The sequence below is a fragment of the Mesorhizobium sp. Root102 genome, assembly GCF_001425625.1.
Taxonomy (GTDB): domain Bacteria; phylum Pseudomonadota; class Alphaproteobacteria; order Rhizobiales; family Rhizobiaceae; genus Mesorhizobium.
Map to the genome: position 1 here is coordinate 1 of NZ_LMCP01000027.1, position 19,467 is coordinate 19,467.

20 protein-coding genes and 1 pseudogene are annotated in these 19,467 nt (G+C 59.5%); 7 read left to right on the forward strand and 14 right to left on the reverse strand.

Translation table 11 applies throughout. The features are described from left to right. The 4 genes and pseudogenes from ASD12_RS34265 to ASD12_RS21160 form a co-directional block, all read left to right on the forward strand. Positions 1-184 (forward strand): annotated as a pseudogene (locus ASD12_RS34265) (MBL fold metallo-hydrolase); the annotation flags it as partial. A gap of 135 nt (positions 185-319) precedes the next feature. Beyond that, positions 320-2,881, forward strand: a complete 2,562-nt coding sequence (locus ASD12_RS21150; protein ID WP_056590566.1) for a cation-translocating P-type ATPase — start codon at positions 320-322, stop codon at positions 2,879-2,881. Between the two features lie 644 nt (positions 2,882-3,525). Next, positions 3,526-3,909 carry a DUF6064 family protein gene (locus tag ASD12_RS34910; protein WP_056590569.1) on the forward strand — a complete coding sequence of 128 codons (384 nt, stop codon included), beginning with the start codon at positions 3,526-3,528 and terminating at the stop codon, positions 3,907-3,909. A gap of 129 nt (positions 3,910-4,038) precedes the next feature. Beyond that, entirely contained in the window at positions 4,039-5,109 is a 1,071-nt protein-coding gene (locus tag ASD12_RS21160; RefSeq protein ID WP_056590572.1) for an AI-2E family transporter, read from the forward strand. Here the strand turns inward: ASD12_RS21160 and ASD12_RS21165 are convergent. Together ASD12_RS21165 and ASD12_RS21170 are read right to left on the reverse strand one after the other, a co-directional pair. Beyond that, positions 5,106-5,633 (reverse strand): GNAT family N-acetyltransferase, encoded by a 528-nt coding sequence (locus ASD12_RS21165; protein WP_056590575.1) that lies wholly within the window; start codon positions 5,631-5,633, stop codon positions 5,106-5,108. The two genes, ASD12_RS21160 and ASD12_RS21165, sit on opposite strands and share 4 nt — an antisense overlap. A gap of 82 nt (positions 5,634-5,715) precedes the next feature. Further along, the gene (locus ASD12_RS21170) at positions 5,716-6,363 is read right to left on the reverse strand and encodes a helix-turn-helix domain-containing protein (RefSeq protein WP_056590578.1); all 648 of its coding nucleotides are present in this window, start codon (positions 6,361-6,363) and stop codon (positions 5,716-5,718) included. Between the two features lie 386 nt (positions 6,364-6,749). Between ASD12_RS21170 and ASD12_RS21175 the strand changes: the two genes are divergently transcribed. Beyond that, the gene (locus ASD12_RS21175; protein WP_056590582.1) at positions 6,750-7,247 is read left to right on the forward strand and encodes a CDP-archaeol synthase; all 498 of its coding nucleotides are present in this window, start codon (positions 6,750-6,752) and stop codon (positions 7,245-7,247) included. Here the strand turns inward: ASD12_RS21175 and ASD12_RS21180 are convergent. Further along, positions 7,244-8,182, reverse strand: a complete 939-nt coding sequence (locus tag ASD12_RS21180) for a metallophosphoesterase (RefSeq protein ID WP_056590584.1) — start codon at positions 8,180-8,182, stop codon at positions 7,244-7,246. The two genes, ASD12_RS21175 and ASD12_RS21180, sit on opposite strands and share 4 nt — an antisense overlap. Before the next feature lie 93 nt (positions 8,183-8,275). Further along, positions 8,276-8,674, reverse strand: a complete 399-nt coding sequence (locus ASD12_RS21185; RefSeq protein ID WP_056590587.1) for a c-type cytochrome — start codon at positions 8,672-8,674, stop codon at positions 8,276-8,278. Between the two features lie 165 nt (positions 8,675-8,839). On the opposite strand from ASD12_RS21185, the gene ASD12_RS21190 reads away from it, so the two are divergent. Further along, positions 8,840-9,676: a universal stress protein gene (locus ASD12_RS21190; RefSeq protein WP_056590657.1), complete on the forward strand. Its 837-nt coding sequence runs from the start codon at positions 8,840-8,842 to the stop codon at positions 9,674-9,676. A 29-nt stretch (positions 9,677-9,705) separates the two neighbouring features. On the opposite strand, the gene ASD12_RS21195 is transcribed toward ASD12_RS21190, so the two are convergent. The 9 genes from ASD12_RS21195 to ASD12_RS34270 all read right to left on the reverse strand — a co-directional run bounded on the left by ASD12_RS21195 (position 9,706) and on the right by ASD12_RS34270 (position 17,628). Next, complete coding sequence (locus tag ASD12_RS21195; RefSeq protein WP_156398632.1) at positions 9,706-10,056, reverse strand: pyridoxamine 5'-phosphate oxidase family protein; 351 nt, start codon at positions 10,054-10,056, stop codon at positions 9,706-9,708. Positions 10,057-10,083: 27 nt separating this feature from the next. Then, positions 10,084-11,280, reverse strand: coding sequence for an HlyD family efflux transporter periplasmic adaptor subunit (locus ASD12_RS21200; protein WP_056590590.1), 1,197 nt, complete (start codon positions 11,278-11,280; stop codon positions 10,084-10,086). A 4-nt stretch (positions 11,281-11,284) separates the two neighbouring features. Continuing rightward, positions 11,285-13,648 carry an ABC transporter permease gene (locus ASD12_RS21205; RefSeq protein ID WP_082525584.1) on the reverse strand — a complete coding sequence of 788 codons (2,364 nt, stop codon included), beginning with the start codon at positions 13,646-13,648 and terminating at the stop codon, positions 11,285-11,287. A gap of 4 nt (positions 13,649-13,652) precedes the next feature. Further along, positions 13,653-14,360, reverse strand: a complete 708-nt coding sequence (locus tag ASD12_RS21210) for an ABC transporter ATP-binding protein (RefSeq protein WP_056590595.1) — start codon at positions 14,358-14,360, stop codon at positions 13,653-13,655. Between the two features lie 115 nt (positions 14,361-14,475). Then, on the reverse strand, positions 14,476-15,171 hold the full coding sequence (locus tag ASD12_RS21215) for a phosphoribosyltransferase (protein ID WP_056590598.1): 696 nt from the start codon (positions 15,169-15,171) through the stop codon (positions 14,476-14,478). Positions 15,172-15,174: 3 nt separating this feature from the next. Further along, positions 15,175-15,600: a DUF2267 domain-containing protein gene (locus ASD12_RS21220; RefSeq protein WP_056590600.1), complete on the reverse strand. Its 426-nt coding sequence runs from the start codon at positions 15,598-15,600 to the stop codon at positions 15,175-15,177. A gap of 183 nt (positions 15,601-15,783) precedes the next feature. Next, positions 15,784-16,473: a hypothetical protein gene (locus ASD12_RS21225; RefSeq protein ID WP_056590603.1), complete on the reverse strand. Its 690-nt coding sequence runs from the start codon at positions 16,471-16,473 to the stop codon at positions 15,784-15,786. Between the two features lie 64 nt (positions 16,474-16,537). Beyond that, a complete protein-coding gene (locus tag ASD12_RS21230) occupies positions 16,538-17,092 on the reverse strand; it encodes a Spy/CpxP family protein refolding chaperone (RefSeq protein ID WP_056590606.1) in 555 nt (184 codons plus the stop codon). Positions 17,093-17,292: 200 nt separating this feature from the next. Beyond that, complete coding sequence (locus tag ASD12_RS34270) at positions 17,293-17,628, reverse strand: hypothetical protein (RefSeq protein WP_156398633.1); 336 nt, start codon at positions 17,626-17,628, stop codon at positions 17,293-17,295. Positions 17,629-18,314: 686 nt separating this feature from the next. Here ASD12_RS34270 and ASD12_RS21235 point away from each other — a divergent pair. After that, a complete protein-coding gene (locus ASD12_RS21235) occupies positions 18,315-18,515 on the forward strand; it encodes a hypothetical protein (protein WP_156388986.1) in 201 nt (66 codons plus the stop codon). 131 nt (positions 18,516-18,646) lie between these two features. Here the strand turns inward: ASD12_RS21235 and ASD12_RS21240 are convergent, their stop codons facing one another. Next, complete coding sequence (locus ASD12_RS21240; protein ID WP_056590611.1) at positions 18,647-19,186, reverse strand: Hsp20/alpha crystallin family protein; 540 nt, start codon at positions 19,184-19,186, stop codon at positions 18,647-18,649. Between the last annotated feature and the right edge of the window lie 281 nt (positions 19,187-19,467).

Sequence of the window (19,467 nt, forward strand, 5' to 3'; positions counted from 1 at the left end):
GGCGCATATCCAGGAAATGGAGGTCGAGCACCTGAATCGCCGCAATGCGCAGCGCGGTCGGCCGCCGGTCGAACCGATCTACCGCCTGCAGGATGCCGTCGCGTGCATGACCTTGTTTCGGGCTTTGGAATATGGCGAATGGACCACGGTCGCCGAAGGCCTTCGCGCCCGCTTCTGGAACGCGGCCGACGAACGAGGTCGCGCAGAGATCATCAGGCGCATGCGAAGGGCGCTCGACACGGGCGGCAGTAGCACCTGAGCAAGTGACGGAGCCTGACGGCGCACCCGTACAATGCGCTGGCAATGGAAGAAAGCCTAGATGTCTCGAGCCACCTCATCGACCATTGCCTTGACCGGTCTCAGCGAGGCCGAAGCACAGGCTAGGCTTGTCATCGAAGGGTTCAACGAGTTGCCCAGGTCAAGCCGTCGGACGCCATTGCGCATTGCTATCGAGGTCATGCGCGAGCCGATGCTTGCGCTGCTGTTGGGTGGAGGCTGCGTTTACCTGCTTCTTGGCGATCTTCAGGAGGCGTTGATCCTTATCGCATTTGGCAGCTTGTCGGTGGGAATTACCATCGTTCAGGAGGCGCGGACCGAGCGTGTTCTCGAGGCGTTGCGCGATCTGACAAGTCCGCGCGCTCTGGTGATACGCGATGGCGAACGCAAGCGGATTGCAGGTCGCGAGGTGGTACGCGGCGATACCGTCGTGCTGGGGGAGGGGGACCGGGTTCCGGCCGATGTTCTGCTCATCCAGAGCCTGGACATCCAGGCCGATGAGTCCTTGCTGACAGGAGAATCCATGCCGGTGCGCAAGATCGCAGCCGAGGAAGGCGATCTGCCAGCCGAACGCCGGCCGGGGGGTGACGACCTGCCTTTCGCATTTTCCGGATCACTCGTCGTTCGCGGTTCAGGCATCGGCGAAGTTCTGGCAACCGGGCCGCTCAGCCAAATCGGGGCGATCGGGCAAGCGCTTAGTACCATGGAGACCGAAGCACCCCGCTTGCAGCGACAGACAAAACGACTTGTCGGCATCTTCGCACTGGTCGGCGGCGCGGTCAGTATTCTCGCGGTCGTGCTTTATGGCTTGTTACGCAGCGGATGGCTTGACGCGGTGTTGGCGGGTATTGCGCTCGGCATGTCGATGCTGCCCGAGGAGTTTCCCATGGTGCTGACAATCTTCATGGCCATGGGCGCATGGCGCATCTCGCAGGCGCGCGTGCTCACCCGTCGTGCAGCAGCGATCGAGACGCTTGGCTCGGCAACGGTCCTTTGCACAGACAAGACCGGAACGCTGACCGAGAACCGCATGACAATTGCAGAACTGAGAACGCCCGATGGCAAACTGTTTCGCCTGCTGAACAACTCGAACACAGAGATGCCGGCGGCATTTGGGGAGTTGGTCGAGGTCGGCGTGCTTGCCAGTGCCGAGATTCCCTTTGATCCGATGGAAAGGGCATTTCACAAACTCGCGCAGGAGCGATTGCCCATGCGCGCGGACAGTGCTGATCGGAAACTGACCCGCGCCTATGGGTTGCGCCCTGAACTGTTGGCAATGTCGAATGCCTGGCAATCATCGGCTGGTGGCGGCGACTGCCTGATTGCCGCCAAGGGTTCGCCGGAGGCCATCGCGGCACTCTGTCGTCTACCTGCGGATCGGGTCGCTTCGGTCAAGGATGTTGTGGACGCCATGGCGACGGAAGGACTGCGCGTCCTAGGCGTTGCGCGTTCCAGCCATGCCGGCGATCAATTGCCGGACAGGCAGACTGGTTTCGATTTCGAATTCTTGGGCCTCGTCGGACTTGCCGACCCCCTGCGTTCAGGGGTTCCGGACGCGGTGGGCAATTGCCGCTCCGCCGGAATCAGAGTGATCATGATTACCGGGGACTATCCCGCGACCGCGAGAGCGATTGCCCGCGAGGCTGGGCTCGATTTCAACGAAGTCGTCACCGGTGAAGAGCTCAAGGCACTGGATGGCGCAGCCCTGTCGGCGCGCGTGAAAACCGCGGCGGTGTTCGCGCGGATCATGCCCGAGCAGAAATTGGCAATCGTCAGAGCCTTGAAGGCCAATGGCGAAATTGTCGCCATGACGGGAGACGGCGTCAACGATGCTCCGTCGCTGAAAGCCGCAAACATTGGCATTGCCATGGGCGGTCGCGGCACGGATGTCGCGCGCGAGGCGTCGTCCATCGTCCTCCTCGACGACGATTTCGGGTCGATAGTCAAAGCCATCCGGCTGGGCCGCCGCATCTACGACAACTTGCGCAAGGCAATGGGCTTCATCCTTGCCGTGCACGTGCCGATCGCCGGGCTGGCCCTGCTTCCATTGCTGTTTGGGCTTCCTATCCTGTTCGGGCCAATTCACATTGCCTTTCTGGAGATGGTGATCGATCCGGTCTGCTCGTTGGTCTTTGAAGCAGAAACCGAGGAAAATGACACGATGAAGCGTCCGCCGCGGGATCCGGAAGCGGCGCTCTTCTCGCGCTCGTTGATCGCATGGAGCGTTGTGCAGGGCACGCTGGCGTTTGCTCTCGTCGCCGCTATTTTTCTTCTCTCCCTGCACTGGGGAATACCGGAAAATGAAATTCGCGCGCTGACATTCTTCTCGCTGGTGCTAACGATCGTCGGGCTGATTTTCGTCAACCGTACGTTCAGTGATTCACTGCTGGTCTCATTGTTCCGTCCAAATCGATCGCTTGGTATCGTCGTCGTGGTGGTTGCTGCCGCACTGGGTGGGACACTTTTCTGGCCGCTCGCCAGTACTCTCTTCCAGTTTGGACCGCTGCATCTGGACGATCTCACCGTGACCCTTGCTGCCGGGATAGCGGTGTTGGTCTGCCTTGAGGTCCTGAAACATTTCTGGCGGGATGGGCTGAAAGCCTGAAACACTGGAAGTCGGACCGCGATGCCGATCGATGCACGGACGCCTACCCCGCATGGCCCGATGAGGCGAGAAATGTCGGAGCCATTTGGAGTCGCGCAAATGGTCAACATTGCCTCCAGACCTGCCAGGGTTTGCAACTTGACGCGAAGCAAGGGTGTCGACTTCCCACGATCTGGGAGACGACGCTGAAGAGACATTCATACGTCGTGGGCCGCCGATGCAGGACCGGAATGAGAATGGCCCCATTCTTAAGTATGGCTGGGAGACGGGCCGCTTGAGTGAGAGCAAATTGGGAGGCCGCTGATTTGCGCCAGATCAAACGAGTGTCCTGTGACCACGGCTATGGTGATGCAGCTTGGAGATGCACTCGATGTTGCCCTTCACGCGTGATCAGTTTCTCGCCAACCTGGTCGCATACAATGAAGCCATCTGGCCCGCGCAACTGGCTGCATTTGCCCTTGGCTTGCTTGCCGTGGCCCTGTTGTTTTGGCGACGGCAAATGGCGGATCGTCTGATCGTTGGCACCCTTGCAATCATGTGGCTGTGGACCGGAGTTGGATATCATTGGCTCCACTTTGCCGAGATCAACAAGGCCGCGCTTATCTTTGGCGGCCTCTTTGTCGCGCCGGGAGCCATGCTGGCCTATGTTGGTGTCGTCAGGGAACGAACTGCGCTTCGGGCTGGGTTCTGGACCTGCAGCAGGCGTGGGAATTGGTTTGGTCGCCTATGCGGTCGTCCTTTACCCCCTTCTAGGCATCTGGACGGGTCACGCATATCCGCAAATGCCGGTGTTCTGTGTCACGCCCTGTCCGGTGACGATTTTCACCTTCGGTTTGTTCCTCTTCGCAAAGCCTCCTATGTCGCGGTGGTTGATCGCGATCCCGTACATCTGGTCGTTGATCGGAGGGAGTGCAGCGCTCCTCCTCGGCGTGCCGCAAGACTGGTTACTTCTCGTCAGCGGTGTTGTTGCAGTCCCGTTGGTGCTTGCCTGTCGCGGCGACATCAATTTGGAAGGTTTGAAGTCTTGAGCTTGCCGATCCATCATCGCTGTCGGATTCAAGGTTTGCTAGGTACCACAGCGGTGAGGATATGACAGCGGAAGCTGCCCTTTTGTCAGGAAACCCGTTAGGCTCACTTGGCTTGCGAGATGGCGCGACATGCTCGGCCTTAAACAGTTGTCCGACATGAAACAGGTAAGATTGCTGGGCGTCCTGGCGGCGACAGCGATCGGTGTATATGTCTGCTATCTGTTGGTGCTGCCGTTTTTACCGGCATTGACTTGGGCACTCGTGCTGGCAATCGTCCTTCATCCGGCCCATCTGAAGGTGGAGGCGAAGACCGGAAATCGAGATCTGGCAGCCCTGATATCGGTAAGCGTTGCGGCGGTTGCAGTCGGCCTGCCGCTGATTTTCGTGGCACAGCAACTCGTTCGCGAGGCGGCAAATGGAGCTACCTATCTTGAGGAGGTTATCCGGGGATGGAACGCAAAAGGCTTCGCGTTAGACTATCCCAGGCTTTCAGCCTTTGCCCAGTGGATTGAGGACCGGCTCGATCCGGCCGGCTCAGTCGCCGCATTCGCTCAATGGCTGACGGGACAAAGCACATCGCTATTGCGCGGCTCCATCAATCAAGTGGTGATGGTCGTGCTGACGTTCTATTTTCTGTTCTATTTCCTGCGGGATCGCGAACATGCCCTGCGATGGATTGAGAGCCTTTCGCCCCTGCATGCTCCGGAAACGGCATACATTCTGTCCCGTTTTGCAGAAACGGTACATGCCACGCTCATCGGCACCGTTTGCGTCGCCGCTGTTCAGGGAGCGCTGGGTGGTCTGATGTTCTGGTGGCTCGGCTTGCCCACTCCGGTCTTCTGGGGCCTGGTGATGGGACTTCTGGCCATCGTGCCTGTCCTCGGCGCATTCGTAATCTGGGTACCGGCAGCGGTCTATCTCGCGCTGGAAGGCAGCTGGGCAAGCGCGGCGATATTGACCATCTGGGGCGGCGTCATTGTCGCCGGCATCGACAATTTGCTCTACCCGATGCTTGTCGGGGATCGGTTGCGGCTCCATACGGTGGTGGCCTTCATCGGCGCGGTCGGCGGCATTGTCCTGTTCGGACCTTCCGGGCTCGTTCTCGGCCCTGCTGCTACAGCCGTCACTATCAGCCTCATTGATATCCTCAAAAGGCGATTGAACGTCCGATCCGAGGCGGAAGTAACCCTTGGCAACTAGTCAGATACTTTGCTTCCCAGCTCTCGCCGAACCAAGACAAGTGTCGGATCGTCAGGATAAGTCGTCACGGCAAATCCCATATCGCGTTCGAGCTCGATGGCAGCGCGGTTTTCGCGATTCTCAATCGACTCGATCGTATCGAGGCCCAGCCTTTCAGCATACTTTGCGATATACGCGAGCAATTCCCAGCTGACGCCCAGATGCTTGCGATCTGCGCGAATGCAGATCGCGACTTCTCCGTGCCGACCAGCCTGATCGCATGCCAAAGTTGCTACTGCGATCAGCATCCCGTCGATGGAGAAGGCAAGAAAATTGTGTATCCGGGCATCATCGGAACGCGTCATTTCGACGAGGCGCTCATGCGAAACCTCCTTCACCCCGCCGAGAAAGCGAAATCGCAGGTCCTCCGGCGTCACATGGGTGAAGAACTCCGCCAAGGTGGGTTCGTCTTCGCGGTGTGCGCTGCGCACTTCGAAGCGAAATCCAGTGCGTGTGGTAAGAGTATCTTTGGCGTCTGTAGTCATTTTGCTGCCTACAATCGTTGGAACTGGTATTGACGAGCCTAGTGCCTTCCGTCTGTTGCGGGCGTTAACTAACCAATCTGCGTCACTCGCTCATATTGTGAAGCGCCTCATGCTTGACGATTTCGATGCTGCGCAGGTTGAGCAGGCGGATGACGCCCTTTTCCTTCAGCCGGGTGAAGACCCGTGACACGGTCTCGATGGTGAGGCCGAGATAGTCGCCGATATCCATGCGAGACATCGGCAGCTCGACCTGCCGCAATCCGCCCTGCCGCTCCGCCATGTCGACCAGGAAGGCGGCGACGCGTTCGATGGCGTTCTGGCGGCCGAGAACCAGCAGGTGTTCCTGAGCCTTGGTCAACCCCTTGAGCGCAAGTGGCAGAAGCTGGCGGGACATGTCCACGCCTGAGGCAATCCGGAAAACCCGAACGCCGGTGGCGTTGATCGCCTCGGCGAAGAAATGATGCGTGGTGTCGGCTTCGAAGCCGAACGTCTCTCCAGCAAGGTGGAAGGCACTGATCTGCCGGCGACCGTCAGCAAGCAGGCGGTAGATGCGGACGGCGCCGAATTCGACCTGATAAAGGGATCCGGCCTTTTCGCCCTGGGCATAAATCTCCGCACCGGCGGGAAAGAAGCTGAGCGGCTGCAGCAGTGCGGGCTCGAAAGCCTCCGGCGTATTGGGTTGCGAGGACCGTGACGGCAGTGCAATTGTGGAGGTCGAGTAAGCGTGCATGGCTGTTCTCCCGGTTGATCCGTGACACAGCAATCGCGCGAATCCGCGGGTAGCAAAATTCGGTTTTGTCCCTAAGGGAAACTACCTAACGTTTGGCCGAGGCGGCAGTGGAGCCGCTGATGAGACCGGGTCGGGCATTCGGGCCGTTGAGGAATACCATCATGAACCTGAGGCGGCCGCCGTTTCTGTCATCGAATATCCGCGTCGCTTCAGTGCGACGCCTGATCGGATATCACAACCAAACATCGACAGGGATTATTTCTCGCCGTTGATGGGCATCAATGAGACCGCTGCGGGCTGGCCTGATGTAGTATTTGTTTCGGCTTGCACAAAACCAGGCGCGCGATTTCCGCAACGACGCCGGCCCCATACGCTTTGAGAATACTATGACCGAGCTTCATTTTTGGTCGATTGTTCAGTGCCTCATTTTGCTGACCCTCGCGAACGGCGTGCCTGTCATCGCCAAGAAGATGCTTGGCGATTGGCTTGCATGGCCCATCGATGGCGGTCGACTCTTCTGGGACGGACATCCGCTCTTGGGCAAGTCAAAGACGCTTCGCGGGTTCGTCCTGGCAACCCTCGCTACTGCGATCGGCGCTCCCCTTGTCGGGCTCGACATTGAAACCGGAGTGCTCATCGGCTTCACCGCCATGGTCGGCGACATGCTGTCGAGCTTCATCAAACGTCGCTTGCGCTTGGCTTCGAGCGCCGAGGCGCCAGGCTTCGATCAGGTGCCGGAATCGCTGTTGCCTTTCCTGGTGGTCAGGAACCTTGTGGGGTTTTCGGTTTGGGACATTCTGATCGGTGTCGGCGCGTTTTGGATCGGTGAACTGCTGGTCTCTCGGCTTCTCTACATACTGCGCATCAGAGACAGGCCCTACTAGTCCTTGCGGACCAGTTGGTGGAGTGTGATCTCGGGAAGACAGTTTAGCCGTACCGCGACGACACTCGAGCCGGCGCCAACCGATGTGTAACCCATCATGCCATGGTACATCCACGCGCCGGCGCCCATCGTGCGCGGGAGTTTCGAATCCAGGGTGACCGGAATTCCCCCCGGCAGACAGATCTGGCCGCCATGGGTGTGACCTGCCAGCAGCACGTCGAATCCAGCGTGCGCTGCCTGGCGATAAATCTCGGGAGTATGCGAAAGCAGGATCGAAAATGCCTCGGCGGGCACATCGGCTGCCGCCTTTTCGATATTGTCGACCCGGAAGAAATGCGCATCGTCTATTCCGCCGAGATAGATGTGTTCTCCGCCCCGCTCGATCACTTCGAGCTCATTCATCAGCATGCGAATGCCCATGTCCTCCAAGGCCGGAACCATTCGAACTGTATCGTGGTTCCCGAGCACCCCGTATAGCGGACCCTTGAGAGAGGCGCGTACGCGGGCGACGCCGTCGACGGCAGCTTCAAAGGGACCGAAAGTCTTTGCACGGAAATCGCCGGTCAGCACGCAAATGTCATAGTCGAGACCGGCGACGAGTTCGGTGACGCGATGCATCGCGGGGCCGCTCATGTCCGTATGCAGATCGGTGAGGTGCAGGATCCGGAATCCTTCGAAGCCGCGTGGCAGGGTTGCCGATGCGATGGTGTTGAAGCGGAGCTGGACGTTCTCGGCGTTGCGGCACCCGCGTCCATAGAGCCCCGTGATCCTCAGCCCGTTGCGGATCATCGCATGGATCGAATACCAGTTCTCCAAGTGAAAGAAGTTCAGGCCCTGGCCGAAGATTTGTGCTTCGTGGTCGTCTTCTATGCCCAGACGCTGCCTGGCATGAATCCGGCCGAGGCGCTCGTCCAACTTCAGGCTGATGTCATTCATCGCGGTCCAGAGCTAAGTTGGTGGCGCAGAGAGAACGTGCACCAATCCATGCAGGCGCAGCAAGCCATTTAGCGACCTTCGCAGCTGCTGAGACTATTGCTGCAGCGTCTCAATGTAACCGGCCAGGTTATGAATGCGTTCGGTCGTGACGACCTCACCGCCGCTGGGACCGTAAAGTGTTTCGTCTTGCTCAAGGAACTGGCGACCCCAGACCGGCATCTCGCGATCGCCATGGCTTGGTATGGGATAGCGACCGTCGATAGTTGCGAAGACCCTCGAATAGGGAAACGCGCCGCCGTTTCGTTCGGAGAGATGCGTCAGGTCGGCCGGGCGTTTCAACAGCACATCGCCAAGGGGGCCGTCGCCCTTGCCTTCGAGACCATGACAGACCGCGCAGGAGTTCAGATATTCCGCCTCACCATAGCTCATTTCCTGCGCACTAGACGCTTCGTAGGTCAGGATTGCGAGAGCTGCTGCGATCAGGAATTTCATGTGCACACCCACCGATTGATCGGCTGAGCGTACTGCGTCAACGCGTCCACGTGTTGATCCGGATCAATTGGGCGTCGGCATGGTCTTTGATTCAACGCAATGAACATGCCGAACCGCCTTGCTATCGTTGTCATCGAATTTGACACAAGATCGGGAGCAGCCGCCATGGCTTTCAGGACGATACTTACGGTTACGGGACCGCATATGGGCGACGACGATCTCAAACTCGCCGCTGAGCTTTGCGACGAAATCGGTGCCCATCTTGCTGTTCTTAACGTTGTCATCGCCGCGCCGCCGCCAGTCGGAGAGTATGCGGCAATCGTTTCAGAAGACTGGCTGAAGGAGCGGCAGGCCGATGAGAAGCTCTTGAAGAAGCGAGCCACTGCCGTGTCGGCTTTTCTCGCCAACAGGGCGCTTTCGGCCGATGTCTCCAGCGAATATCCGGAGGTTGGCTGGGCTGACGAAACAATTGGTCGCCGCGCACGCTACGCCGACATCACGGTGATCGGGCCGGAGTTGCTCGCTGGCGAGACGCTGAAGGGCAAAGTGATCGAGGGCGCCTTGTTTTCTTCCGGGAAGCCGCTGCTGATCGTTCCCCCGGGGACGCGGCCGACACTGAAGCCGAAGCGGGTACTGGTCGCGTGGGATGCTCGTCTTGAGTCATCGCGCGCCGTCCGTGAATCACTCGATATGTTAACAGGCGCCGACGAAGTGCGTCTCGTCATGGTCGATCCGGTGGAGGACGATTACCACCACGGTCAGGAACCCGGAGCTGATGCCGCAGCCTACCTCGCCCGGCATGGCATGAAGGTAACAGTCGACCGTCTGCCGAGTGCGAACCATTCCGTCGCTGATGTTCTTCGCCAGCACGCGGTCGACAGCAGCGCCGAGTTGATGGTCATGGGCGCTTACGGTCATTCCCGGTTGCGCGAGCGGATTTTCGGTGGCGTCACCAAGTCGATGCTTGAGGATCAATCACTGCCTGTCTTGATGGCGCGATGAAGCACGGCCAGTGTGCCGCGACCGATGTTTTAGATAGTACGCTCTTTCGCTTCGCGACCCGACACGTGCTCGATCGAAATCCGAAAGAATACATGTGTCGAGTGGTCCGCAAGCGGAGGTGTCCATGGCTTAAGGGCTCCAGGTTCCCACCAGTCGACGTGCCTGCTTAAGATTGACCAGGCATGCTCCCGTTCCGGCATGTGGCCGATCCAGTCCAGCAATTCCTCGTATCGACCATCAACCACGACGCTTTTCCATTCTCGCCCTTCGCCGCGCGTGTCGACCAGGACGGACACCAAGGGGTTTGCCCGCATCCATTCGACCTTCTTGCCAGGCATCGAGAGGGCATTGAGATTTCGGGTTCTTGCGTTGATACTCATCAATCGAAATGCCAATCCGTGGCGAATTCAGTTGCGTCGCTCCACCAAGCCGCCATCGACAAGGGCGTCGGACGGGTGGATGACAACTCCGGCGCCGGGCTTCAGGCCTGTCAGCACTTCCGCGGCATCGTCATTCATGTGACCGATCTGCACTTCCGTCTGCCTGGCGCGGCCACCATCGGCAGCAAAGACGTTCCACCGGTCGCCGTTCCTGAACAGCGCCCGGATCGGCACCTGGACGCATTCGGCGCACTCCCAGACGGTCATTTCGACGAAGACTCGATAGCCGTGGCCGAGTCGGACGTCCGTATCTTCCAGATCCAGGACGACGGTAACCCTCTGCTCCTCGATGCCGAGCGCGGAAACCTTCGTGAACGCCGCAGGATCGACGCGTCTCACCGTCGCGCGCAATGTATGATCGCCGCCCCAGTCGCTGATCTCACCTTTTGTCCCAGAGGCGATGCGTACCGCGTCACTCGACAGCAGGTCGACAACGATCTCCAAATCGTGGACGTTGCCTATCTCGGCGATCTTGGCGCCAGCCGCCACCGCCTGTTCGCTCCTTGCCATGACGGCAAGAACGGTTCCGTCGATGGGAGCCAGAAGATTGACGCAGCAGCTTTCACCGGTCGGGTCCGCCGGATCGGGCTGCAGCAGGCGGGCCTCGGCGTTCGCAAGTTCCGCATTTCTGAGCCCTATGACTGCTTTCGCAGCATCGACTGCGGTTTTCCGCAGGTCGACTTCGTTGGTAAGCCTCTGCAAGGCGCTCTCCGAGACAAAACCGGATCCGAACAATTTGATTGTCCGAGCCAATTCGTCCTCCGCCAGCTTCAATGCTGATTGCGCACGCTGCAAATCGATCTCGGCAACACCGACACCGGCGCGCGCCCCGTCGCGGCTAGCAAGCAGTTCGGCCTCCGTGCGCCGGTCGATCAGTGGCGGGTCGAGCGGATGGATGGCAGCAACAACCGTATTGTTTGCTTTCACCACGTCGCCTTCGTTCACCACAGTGCGCGTGAGATGACCGGCGATCGGCGCCGATACCGCATAGACATCGCGCACGCGCGTCATACCTTCCTCGCGGATCGTCACTCGCATCGGTGCCGCGGTCACCTCGGCCACATCCACCAGCGCCGGCTGCTCGCGCAGAGCCCAGCCGAAGCCGGCAACCACCGCAACGGCAAGGAGTGCAAGTCCAACGCGTTTGATCCAGATAGACTTCATCGGGCTAATCCCTTGTCTTGAGGACGCGCACCAGGTCCAGGCTGTCGATACGTCGCCGAACGATCAGCGCCGAAATCGTGGCCACGGCGAGCACGACCAGGCTGGCAAGCGCGAAGGTGGACCGATTGACCACGAACGGAATGCGGAAGAGGTCGCTTTCGAAGCCCCTGACGACCGACCACGAGAAGAGATAGCCGAGGATCCAGCCTAGCGGCTGCGCTAGAGCGACGATGGTAGTCAGTTCGATGAGCAGGACACTCGACACCTCGCTCCTGGTGAAGCCGAGCACGCGCAGGCCGGCGAGTTCGCGGGCGCGCTCGGAAAGCTGGATACGGGCCGAGTTGTAGACGACGCCGAAGGCGATGATGACGGCAAGCGCCGTGTAGACGCTGGTCATGATCGTGATGTTCTCTCCAATCGTCTCGCGGAAGCGCTGGCGCGATACGCCCTGCAGCGCGATTGAGGCGACAGCGGGCATCTGTTTGATGGCGGTGTAGAGATCGCCGAGGCGTGCCGGATCGATCGATACCCTTACCCCGGAAATCCGTGGTCCGCCGCCGACCAGCCGGTCCAGCGCCTCGGCGCGCATGTAGACGGCGAGCCCGACATAGCTCTGGACGATGCTGGTCACGGGAACGCGGACCATTTGATGCGCCTTTTCAATCAGTTCGACCTCGGCCAGATCACCGATACGCAGATGGAGCAGCGAGGCGACCCTTTCGGACAGCATGAGGCCGGCCGACGGCGGGTCGATTGGATCGAGATCGAGATCGAGAACCCGGGCGAGGTCCGCGCGTTGCGGAACACTCGAGATCACCAGCCGGCGCTCACGATAGCCATGGTGCAGGATCACAGCCGTTGCTCGGAACGGCTCGGCGCGCAACACGCCCGGCATGGCCGCGACCGACTGCAGGGCGCGCGGTGATTGCTCGACACCGAAGGACAAGGTCGCATCCTGTCGCTCGGCGCGGAAGAAGACTGTGTCGACCATGAACGCTATGGAATCGAAGGAGAACAGTGCCGTGACCAGGAGAGCGACCGCAAGCGAGGTCCCCAATGTCGTCAGCAACGAGCGAACGGGCCAGCGCACCAGATGCCTGAACGCCATGATGGTTAATTGGGAGAAAGCCGACAGAAGACGGCCGTCGCCCGTGAGGAAGGCCCGATATCGGGCCGGCGCCGGCGGTTGCATGGCGACCGCCGGCGGAAGCGTCACGATGCTCCAGATCGCCCGCGCCGCGCCCAACAGCGCTGCCAGCGCGCTTGTGGCGGCGGCGATGGCGTAGAGGTCGAGACTTTGCTGGAAGATCAGGAAGGGAAAGGAAAAGAATCGCGCATAGAGGGTGGTGAGGCCGTGTCCCAGCCAGTTGCCGGCACCGGCGCCAATGGAGATGCCGATCAACGCAATCACCAGGGTCAGCTTCGCATAGTGCCAGCCGATTGCTCCCGATCCATACCCGACGGCCTTCATCAGCCCGATTTGTTCCCGTTCCAGCACGATCAACCGTGACAGGATCATGTTGACGAGGAAGGCCGACACAAACAGGAACACCGGTGGAATGACGGCGGCCATGGCGCGAAGCTGGATCAGCTCATTGTCAAGGAAAGCGTGGGATATCTGGTCGGCACGCCCATGCGCACCGGTTCCTCCGAATGGCTTGAGGATACGGTCGACCGCGTCCTCGATCGCCTGGATGTCGGCACTGCGCTGGGTGCGTATGGCGACATCGTTGAATGCGCCATCCATGTCGAAGATGCCGGCAAGCACGGCTCGCGGCATGAAGAAGACGCCGAAGCGCCGCGGGTCTGGCACCATGTCGCCAGGGCCAAGCGCATAGATATATTCGGGCGTGAGCACGATGCCGGTGACGCTGAGTGTTCGCTTGCGACCGTTCAGAATGGCGTGGAATGTGCTGCCGGGCGCCATGCGATGTGCGGTCGCGAAACGTTCAGTCACCGCTACCTCGCCGGGACGTCCGGATTCAGGCAGCCGGCCGATGCGCAGGTACAGTCTGTTGACGGTCGGCTCGCCGCGGTCAGGGATCGAGACGGCGATCGCGGTGGCCGGTTCGGCCATTCCAGGCATGTCCAGCAAGACCGGCTTGACGATGCGCAGTTCGAGCCCGCTACCCCCCGCGATCGATGTGATGCGCTCGCGAAGGTGCAGCGGCGCGCGCGTCAGCCCGGAGAAGACGGTGGCAAACCGGTAGCGATCATAGAATGCCGTGCGGGTTTGCTCCAGCGAGCGATAGGCGCCGACGGCGATGACGATCGTCGCGACGCCGCAGGCCATGACGAGCGAGATGGCAAGGACCTGCGCCCACATCCGCAGGATATCGCGCAGAAGCTTACGATCAAGGACCGACACGGCGCTACCAGCTAACTTCGGCGGGCCGTGCCCGTTGGTCGTTGACGGCGACATCGGCAATGCGACCGTCCTTGAAGGTGAAGACGCGATGGGCGATCTGCCGGATGCCGGCATTGTGCGTGATGATCGCCATGGTCGTCTTCATCTCCTCGTTGATCCGCGACAGCGCTTCGAGGACCAGAACGCCAGTCTTCGAATCAAGGGCGCCGGTCGGCTCGTCGCACAGCATGACTTCCGGGCGTTTGGCGATTGCACGGGCAATCGCCACCCTTTGCTGCTCGCCGCCGGAGAGCTGGGCGGGGAAATGCGCCATGCGATCCTTGAGGCCTACCATCTCCAGCGCCTCATCGGGCTTCATCGGATTGGACGAGATCTCGGTGACCAGGGCGACGTTTTCCCACGCGGTGAGGCTCGGGATCAGATTGTAGAACTGGAACACAAAGCCGACATGGTCGCGCCGGAAGCGGGTGAACTGCCTCTCGGAGAAAGTGGTCAGGTCCTGGTCGCGAAAGCGCACCTCACCCGCGGTCGCCCGGTCGAGCCCGCCCATGATGTTGAGCAGTGTCGACTTTCCACTGCCTGACGGTCCAAGCAGGACAGCGATCTCTCCCTCATAGAGGTCGAGATCGACACCGCGCAGGGCGAACACCTCGACTTCGCCGGCGCGGTAGACCTTGGTCACCCCATGGGCAGAAAAAATCGGAGAATGCATGCTTCGCGGACCCTGTGTTCCGCCGACAGTCGCGGCATTCACGGCAAGGCACCTTGATGTTCATCAAACCCTGCCGCCAATCGCCTGGCGGACGGAGAACGGAATTTGAAGTGACTCAAGCCACCCGGGGCGTGGTCGTCCGGCGCGGAACTGTTCGCTGAGCCGTGCGACCTTCTTGTCTGGTCTCGGCGAGAGCTTCCGTCACCTCGTCATCGGTAATCTGGGGGAAGCTGTGGTAGTGGTAACCTAGGGCATGGAAACGTGCCGGCTGGCTGAGACACACGACCCGATCCGCTTCCTGGGCGAGCTCGGCCAGTGTTTCGGGCGGCGCGACAGGGATCGCCACGACGATCTCGCGGGGCGAGCGTCGCTTGAGGGCGCGGATCGCAACCTTCATGGTCGTCCCAGTCGCGACACCGTCATCGACGATGATTGCCGTCTTGCCGGTGATCGACAGAGGTGGGCGCTCGCCACGATAGACGAGCCGGCGCCGTTCCAGTTCCGGGCGCTCCTTGGCGATCAAGACGCGAAGCCCGTCATCGTCGAGCGTGTAGGCCTCGACGATCTCGCGGTTCAGCACAATGTCCGGGGGGTTGCCATCCACGATCGCCGCGACAGCCAGTTCAGGATTTCCCGGCGCGCCAACTTTGCGCACGATAATCAGATCAAGTGGCGCCTTCAGGGCTTTGGCCACTTCCACGGCGACAGGGACACCACCTCGCGGCAGGGCGAGAACGACCGGCTGATGTAAGCCGAGCTTCTCCAACTCAACGCCAAGTTTTTGTCCGGCCTCCTGTCGATCACGGAACATGGGTCAATCCATCGGCCAGAGCTGACGGAGCGATTTCTTCATCGAGTTCCGAACCTGGACGATTTCACCATGCGATATATGACGGTCGAGGACCTTGAAAACAGCCTTGATCGCCTGATCGATATCGACGTCAAGTTCATATCCGAAGTGTTTCCTGACACAAATTACGAAGTCGCTCTTTTTCCTCTCCCAGGTAGGCGTGTCCGGTTTCCAGCCTTCGAAATAGATGCCCCTGATGAGTGTAGGCAACTGAGCTGAAAGATCGGCCATCTCCTCTGGCGTCAGCCAGTCTCGCACCGCGTGCAGGACGGATTTCATGAATCGGTAGGCATTTTGTTCGTTCCAGCCCAGATCCTGGGTCAACTCGTTCACCCATTCCTGGGCCTGCTCGGCGGCATGAGTGAATCCCGTGGCTGACGTGTGGGTCATGCGATCGCTCCTTCTATTTGTCCTGCCATTCTGGCGTATAGGGCGATGTTCGCATTGAGCCGGATCAAATCATCGTGGCGTGACCATGTCCGGCGAACGAGCAGGGCGGGCGGGTGGGAAATGAACAACAGTCTCTCAAAAATTGGATCGTCTGTCTTGAATGATAGGAACATGTTCCTACTTCTAGGGTGCCCATGTCCTCCCCTGACGTGGGTGAGCGATGGGTTGTCCTCCCTGATCCATCGTGATGCTGAGCCCGCTGCCAACTCCCTCCGGCAGCGGGCTTCCTTTTGTCGATGCATCCAATTGAATCCGGTGGGACTCGATGGCGAGGTGATCCATACAGTGCGTGAAATTGCTGGTTACGGGTTCCCCTGGAGCGGATGCAATCTTGTAGGTTCGCATTTCGGCGTTTGAATCTGGGCGCGCAAAACGCAATTCATAAGTTCCGAAAATCACCGCGTTAATGAAAGTAGTAGCGAGAAGCGGATCTTGTGTCGTCGCCATGACTGTACCGTCGTCATAGATTTCGTAATCCAAATGGCCGAGCGAGTTGAATGTGCGGGAGCTGAATGCAGCGCCTGAAATCCGCGCTATTTGATATTTGTCGGCTGTCGTGATGTCGGCTGCAGCCATGAGAAAGCCGGCCAGAACCGTCCCGTCGAATTTGTTGTAACCGGCAAGCGCGATGAACTTGACGACTTCCCGCGATGGCGGGTTGCTGACGTCGAGGACGATCTCGCACACCTTGGCCTCTTCGCTCTCGTCAGTCCAATTGCTGTAGACGACCCCCGTCGGAAAGATCGTGGAGCCGGCGGCTTGGTTGATGCCGAGCAGAGCTAGCCCGATCACAAGGCGAAGTGCGACGAACATACGTCAGTTCCTCCGCGATTATCCAACTCCTTCAGCGCATTACGCGAGCAGGTCGCAATGGAGGCTATCTGAACATCATTCCAGGACCGAAGCCCGAGCGCCCCATGCCCATACCCATCATAGGCAGGACAATCTCGTCGGCGGCTTGCTTCTGCTCATCGCTCAGCTTTGCGTATAGTTTTTCGACTGCTGCCCTGACAGTCTTTACCTGTTCCAGACGCGCTTCGAGATGGGTCTGTTGGTAGGCCAGTCGCTCGGGCAAGGGCTTCTTCAGGAACTCGCCGTCCTGGAATTCCTTGAGCATGCCCTGCATCAAGGCGTTATGAGACTCGGCCGTGCTACGGATGACGCCAGCAAGTTCATCCCAGGAGGGCGTCTGCTCGCCAGTGATCTTCAGCTCCGTCTTGAGGAAGGCGAGGCGTCCGTCGATCCGATCGAGCATCTCGTCTGAATCATAGCCACCCATCGGGCCGCCCATGCCCCATTGGCCCATCATCATCCGGCCCATGCCCCAACGAGGCCACCAACCGGAATCATTGTCCTCAGCCCCGGCCATAACAGGCATCGCGACAACGCCCAGCATCAGCCCCGCAGCGAAAATATTGCGCAAATTGAACATCGATCGTCTCCTTCAGAGCGAGTTCCGAATATTAAAGAAATCACACTCTGGCGTTGGCGGCCTTGACCTGCATCAACGAGCGCCAGGGGATCTTCGGGGCGGTATCGCGTAGGTGCGGATTGTTCGGGGAGCACTCGTAGGGAGTGGTTCCAAAGCTGCCGGGGTCCCACGCCAGCTGCAGCATGCCTTGGCGGAACTGACTATGCCGGGGGGATCAGACGCAGGCGATTTGGAAAAGATCGAACTGCGGCTACCCGATGCGCCACTGAATTTTGTCGCGATACCTGCAAATCTGACTGTGCTATATTGGTATGCAGGTAAACAGGGAAGCCGCTGCGGCTGCTATGTGAAGAGTGGATAAGCGGATTGCTCTCCTGAATATTGAGCATTTTCAACAGCGTTTGGCTGAGGAGAAGGATGAAGTCAAGCGGAACACCCTGCTTGATCTGCTCGCAAAAGAAGAGGAAAAGCTCAGAAAAGCCGAGGAGGCTGACAAGGGAAAAAGCGGGCACAACAACAGATAGAGAATGCGGCAATGCCGCTAAACATCCTTGCTGGCAGGTTCCCAGATTCTCCAATGGGTGGGTGAGATATCAACCCGTTCCTTCGTGGCCGATTTGATCCAGCCTGTCAGTACACGCCTGCAGGGAAAGACGAGCGCGTGAGGGCCGTCCCTGTCGATGACGGCCAATTCCAGATCCCGATCGAAAGGGGCGGACGATATTGGTTGCCACATAGAATCATTTTTGGACGGAATGCCCAAGGCTTCCTTGACGCAGGTCAAATTCGACGGCCGGGCATCTTGCATGCCGGGTAGGGGAATAGGCTTCCAACGGCGATCAGCAGTTGAGTCTACCGCTGTTGGGCCGCCACGTTCCGCAGGGTCTGCCATTTCATCATCTCGCTGCTGCGCAGGCCCGGCTTGTCGATTGTGCCTTCTGCTTGGGGGTGGAGACGCACGAGAAGACAGTCTTGATGGTGAAGTTGATATCACCAAGATCGATACGACAATCTGCCTGTGCTTGTGAGATCAATGGCGCAATATCTGAAATTGCGAAATCCGGTTTGGTCCTTATGGGATTCCACCTAGACTGCTGCAGCAGACCTGCGATGGCTGTCGGCATCGCTGCCATAGCAGTAAGCACAGGACGGGCGGTCGAAAGGTCTGCGGAAGTATCTGTGGGTGATGTTCTGCGATCAGCTCCAGCTCCCCGGATATCCCTTGTCGGCTAGCTCCAAAGCCATCGCAATCATCGCCCATTTTCAGGGTTTGCTCGCACGCGAGATCAATCCGCAACAGCGGCGCGTCATCGAAGGCTTGCTGGTGTTGGAACGGACGAAGCTTGAGATAGCCGAAAGCCAAGCACGCGATCAGTCCTGCGGACCTGATAGCCCAGGCAATATTGCCGAACCATCGCGTTGATATGGCAGCGCGGCACCCCCCGAGAGTGGGAACGTGTTCCGTTGCGCCACGGGCGCGGTCGCCAAATTGCCTTCTCGTAAGAGCCTCAGCGCGCTGAACAGGCGCGCTGAGGCGATCATCAGTCACGGCTATTACGCAGCCTTGACGGTGATCTTCTTCTCGGCCTTCTGGGCTTCGGCCGTCTTGGGCAACTTGACCGTCAGTACGCCCTTGGCGAAGGTCGCCTCGATCTTGTCGGCGTCTACGCCTTCAGGCAGTTGGAAGGAACGCTGGAAGGAGCCGTAGCGGCGCTCGGACAGGTAGTAGTCTTTTTCCTTCTCCTCTTTTTCCTCGGTCTTTTCGCCCTTGATGGTCAGTGTGCGGTTGGCGAGTTTGATCTCGACGTTCTTTTCGTCGATGCCGGGCAGTTCGGCCGTGATCTCGTACTCCTTGTCCTTGTCGACGAGATCCATGGCCGGCGCGACCGACCAGCCCGCATTGCGCAGGGACGGCAGTTCATGGCCGAACAGGGAGCGTGTCGAAGGCAGGCGAAAGTCGAACGGGTGAAAGTCGTCGAATAGCCGGTCGATTTCGCGGCGCAGGCTTTCGAACGGGGTGGTCCAGTTGCCGACTGGCGCCGGCGCAGTGCTCTTCTCTGTCTTGACAGGTAGTTTGGTGGCAGCTTCAGCCATGGTTCTTCTCCTTGAAGGTGAGTTGATGGGCAGGTACCGCCGCCTCCACCCTTCCACCTTAGGTCTCCCAAGAGGCGCTAGAGCTGGAGGTCAGCGGACCCGCTTGCCAGGTGTCGTCACCGAACTGGTCCATTGCTTCGCGAATCCGCGGTTTTGCCGCAGGTCATCGCGCCCGCGTCGCCAAATCTAGCTCAGCCTGACAAGAACAGCATCAAAGCCCCTGCAAAGGGGCGGCTCATTGATCGGGATCAATGGCGCAGAAAATGTCTTCCGCTTGGAGC

What these genes read in the sequence shown, in the direction of transcription:
- ASD12_RS21150 (WP_056590566.1), top strand. Translation starts at nt 320, where the DNA reads ATGTCTCGAGCCACCTCATCGACCATTGCCTTGACCGGTCTCAGCGAG.
- ASD12_RS34910 (WP_056590569.1), top strand. Translation starts at nt 3,526, where the DNA reads ATGTTGGTGTCGTCAGGGAACGAACTGCGCTTCGGGCTGGGTTCTGGA.
- ASD12_RS21160 (WP_056590572.1), top strand. Translation starts at nt 4,039, where the DNA reads ATGCTCGGCCTTAAACAGTTGTCCGACATGAAACAGGTAAGATTGCTG.
- ASD12_RS21165 (WP_056590575.1), bottom strand. Translation starts at nt 5,633, where the DNA reads ATGACTACAGACGCCAAAGATACTCTTACCACACGCACTGGATTTCGC.
- ASD12_RS21170 (WP_056590578.1), bottom strand. Translation starts at nt 6,363, where the DNA reads ATGCACGCTTACTCGACCTCCACAATTGCACTGCCGTCACGGTCCTCG.
- ASD12_RS21175 (WP_056590582.1), top strand. Translation starts at nt 6,750, where the DNA reads ATGACCGAGCTTCATTTTTGGTCGATTGTTCAGTGCCTCATTTTGCTG.
- ASD12_RS21180 (WP_056590584.1), bottom strand. Translation starts at nt 8,182, where the DNA reads ATGAATGACATCAGCCTGAAGTTGGACGAGCGCCTCGGCCGGATTCAT.
- ASD12_RS21185 (WP_056590587.1), bottom strand. Translation starts at nt 8,674, where the DNA reads ATGAAATTCCTGATCGCAGCAGCTCTCGCAATCCTGACCTACGAAGCG.
- ASD12_RS21190 (WP_056590657.1), top strand. Translation starts at nt 8,840, where the DNA reads ATGGCTTTCAGGACGATACTTACGGTTACGGGACCGCATATGGGCGAC.
- ASD12_RS21195 (WP_156398632.1), bottom strand. Translation starts at nt 10,056, where the DNA reads ATGAGTATCAACGCAAGAACCCGAAATCTCAATGCCCTCTCGATGCCT.
- ASD12_RS21200 (WP_056590590.1), bottom strand. Translation starts at nt 11,280, where the DNA reads ATGAAGTCTATCTGGATCAAACGCGTTGGACTTGCACTCCTTGCCGTT.
- ASD12_RS21210 (WP_056590595.1), bottom strand. Translation starts at nt 14,360, where the DNA reads ATGCATTCTCCGATTTTTTCTGCCCATGGGGTGACCAAGGTCTACCGC.
- ASD12_RS21215 (WP_056590598.1), bottom strand. Translation starts at nt 15,171, where the DNA reads ATGTTCCGTGATCGACAGGAGGCCGGACAAAAACTTGGCGTTGAGTTG.
- ASD12_RS21220 (WP_056590600.1), bottom strand. Translation starts at nt 15,600, where the DNA reads ATGACCCACACGTCAGCCACGGGATTCACTCATGCCGCCGAGCAGGCC.
- ASD12_RS21225 (WP_056590603.1), bottom strand. Translation starts at nt 16,473, where the DNA reads ATGTTCGTCGCACTTCGCCTTGTGATCGGGCTAGCTCTGCTCGGCATC.
- ASD12_RS21230 (WP_056590606.1), bottom strand. Translation starts at nt 17,092, where the DNA reads ATGTTCAATTTGCGCAATATTTTCGCTGCGGGGCTGATGCTGGGCGTT.
- ASD12_RS21240 (WP_056590611.1), bottom strand. Translation starts at nt 19,186, where the DNA reads ATGGCTGAAGCTGCCACCAAACTACCTGTCAAGACAGAGAAGAGCACT.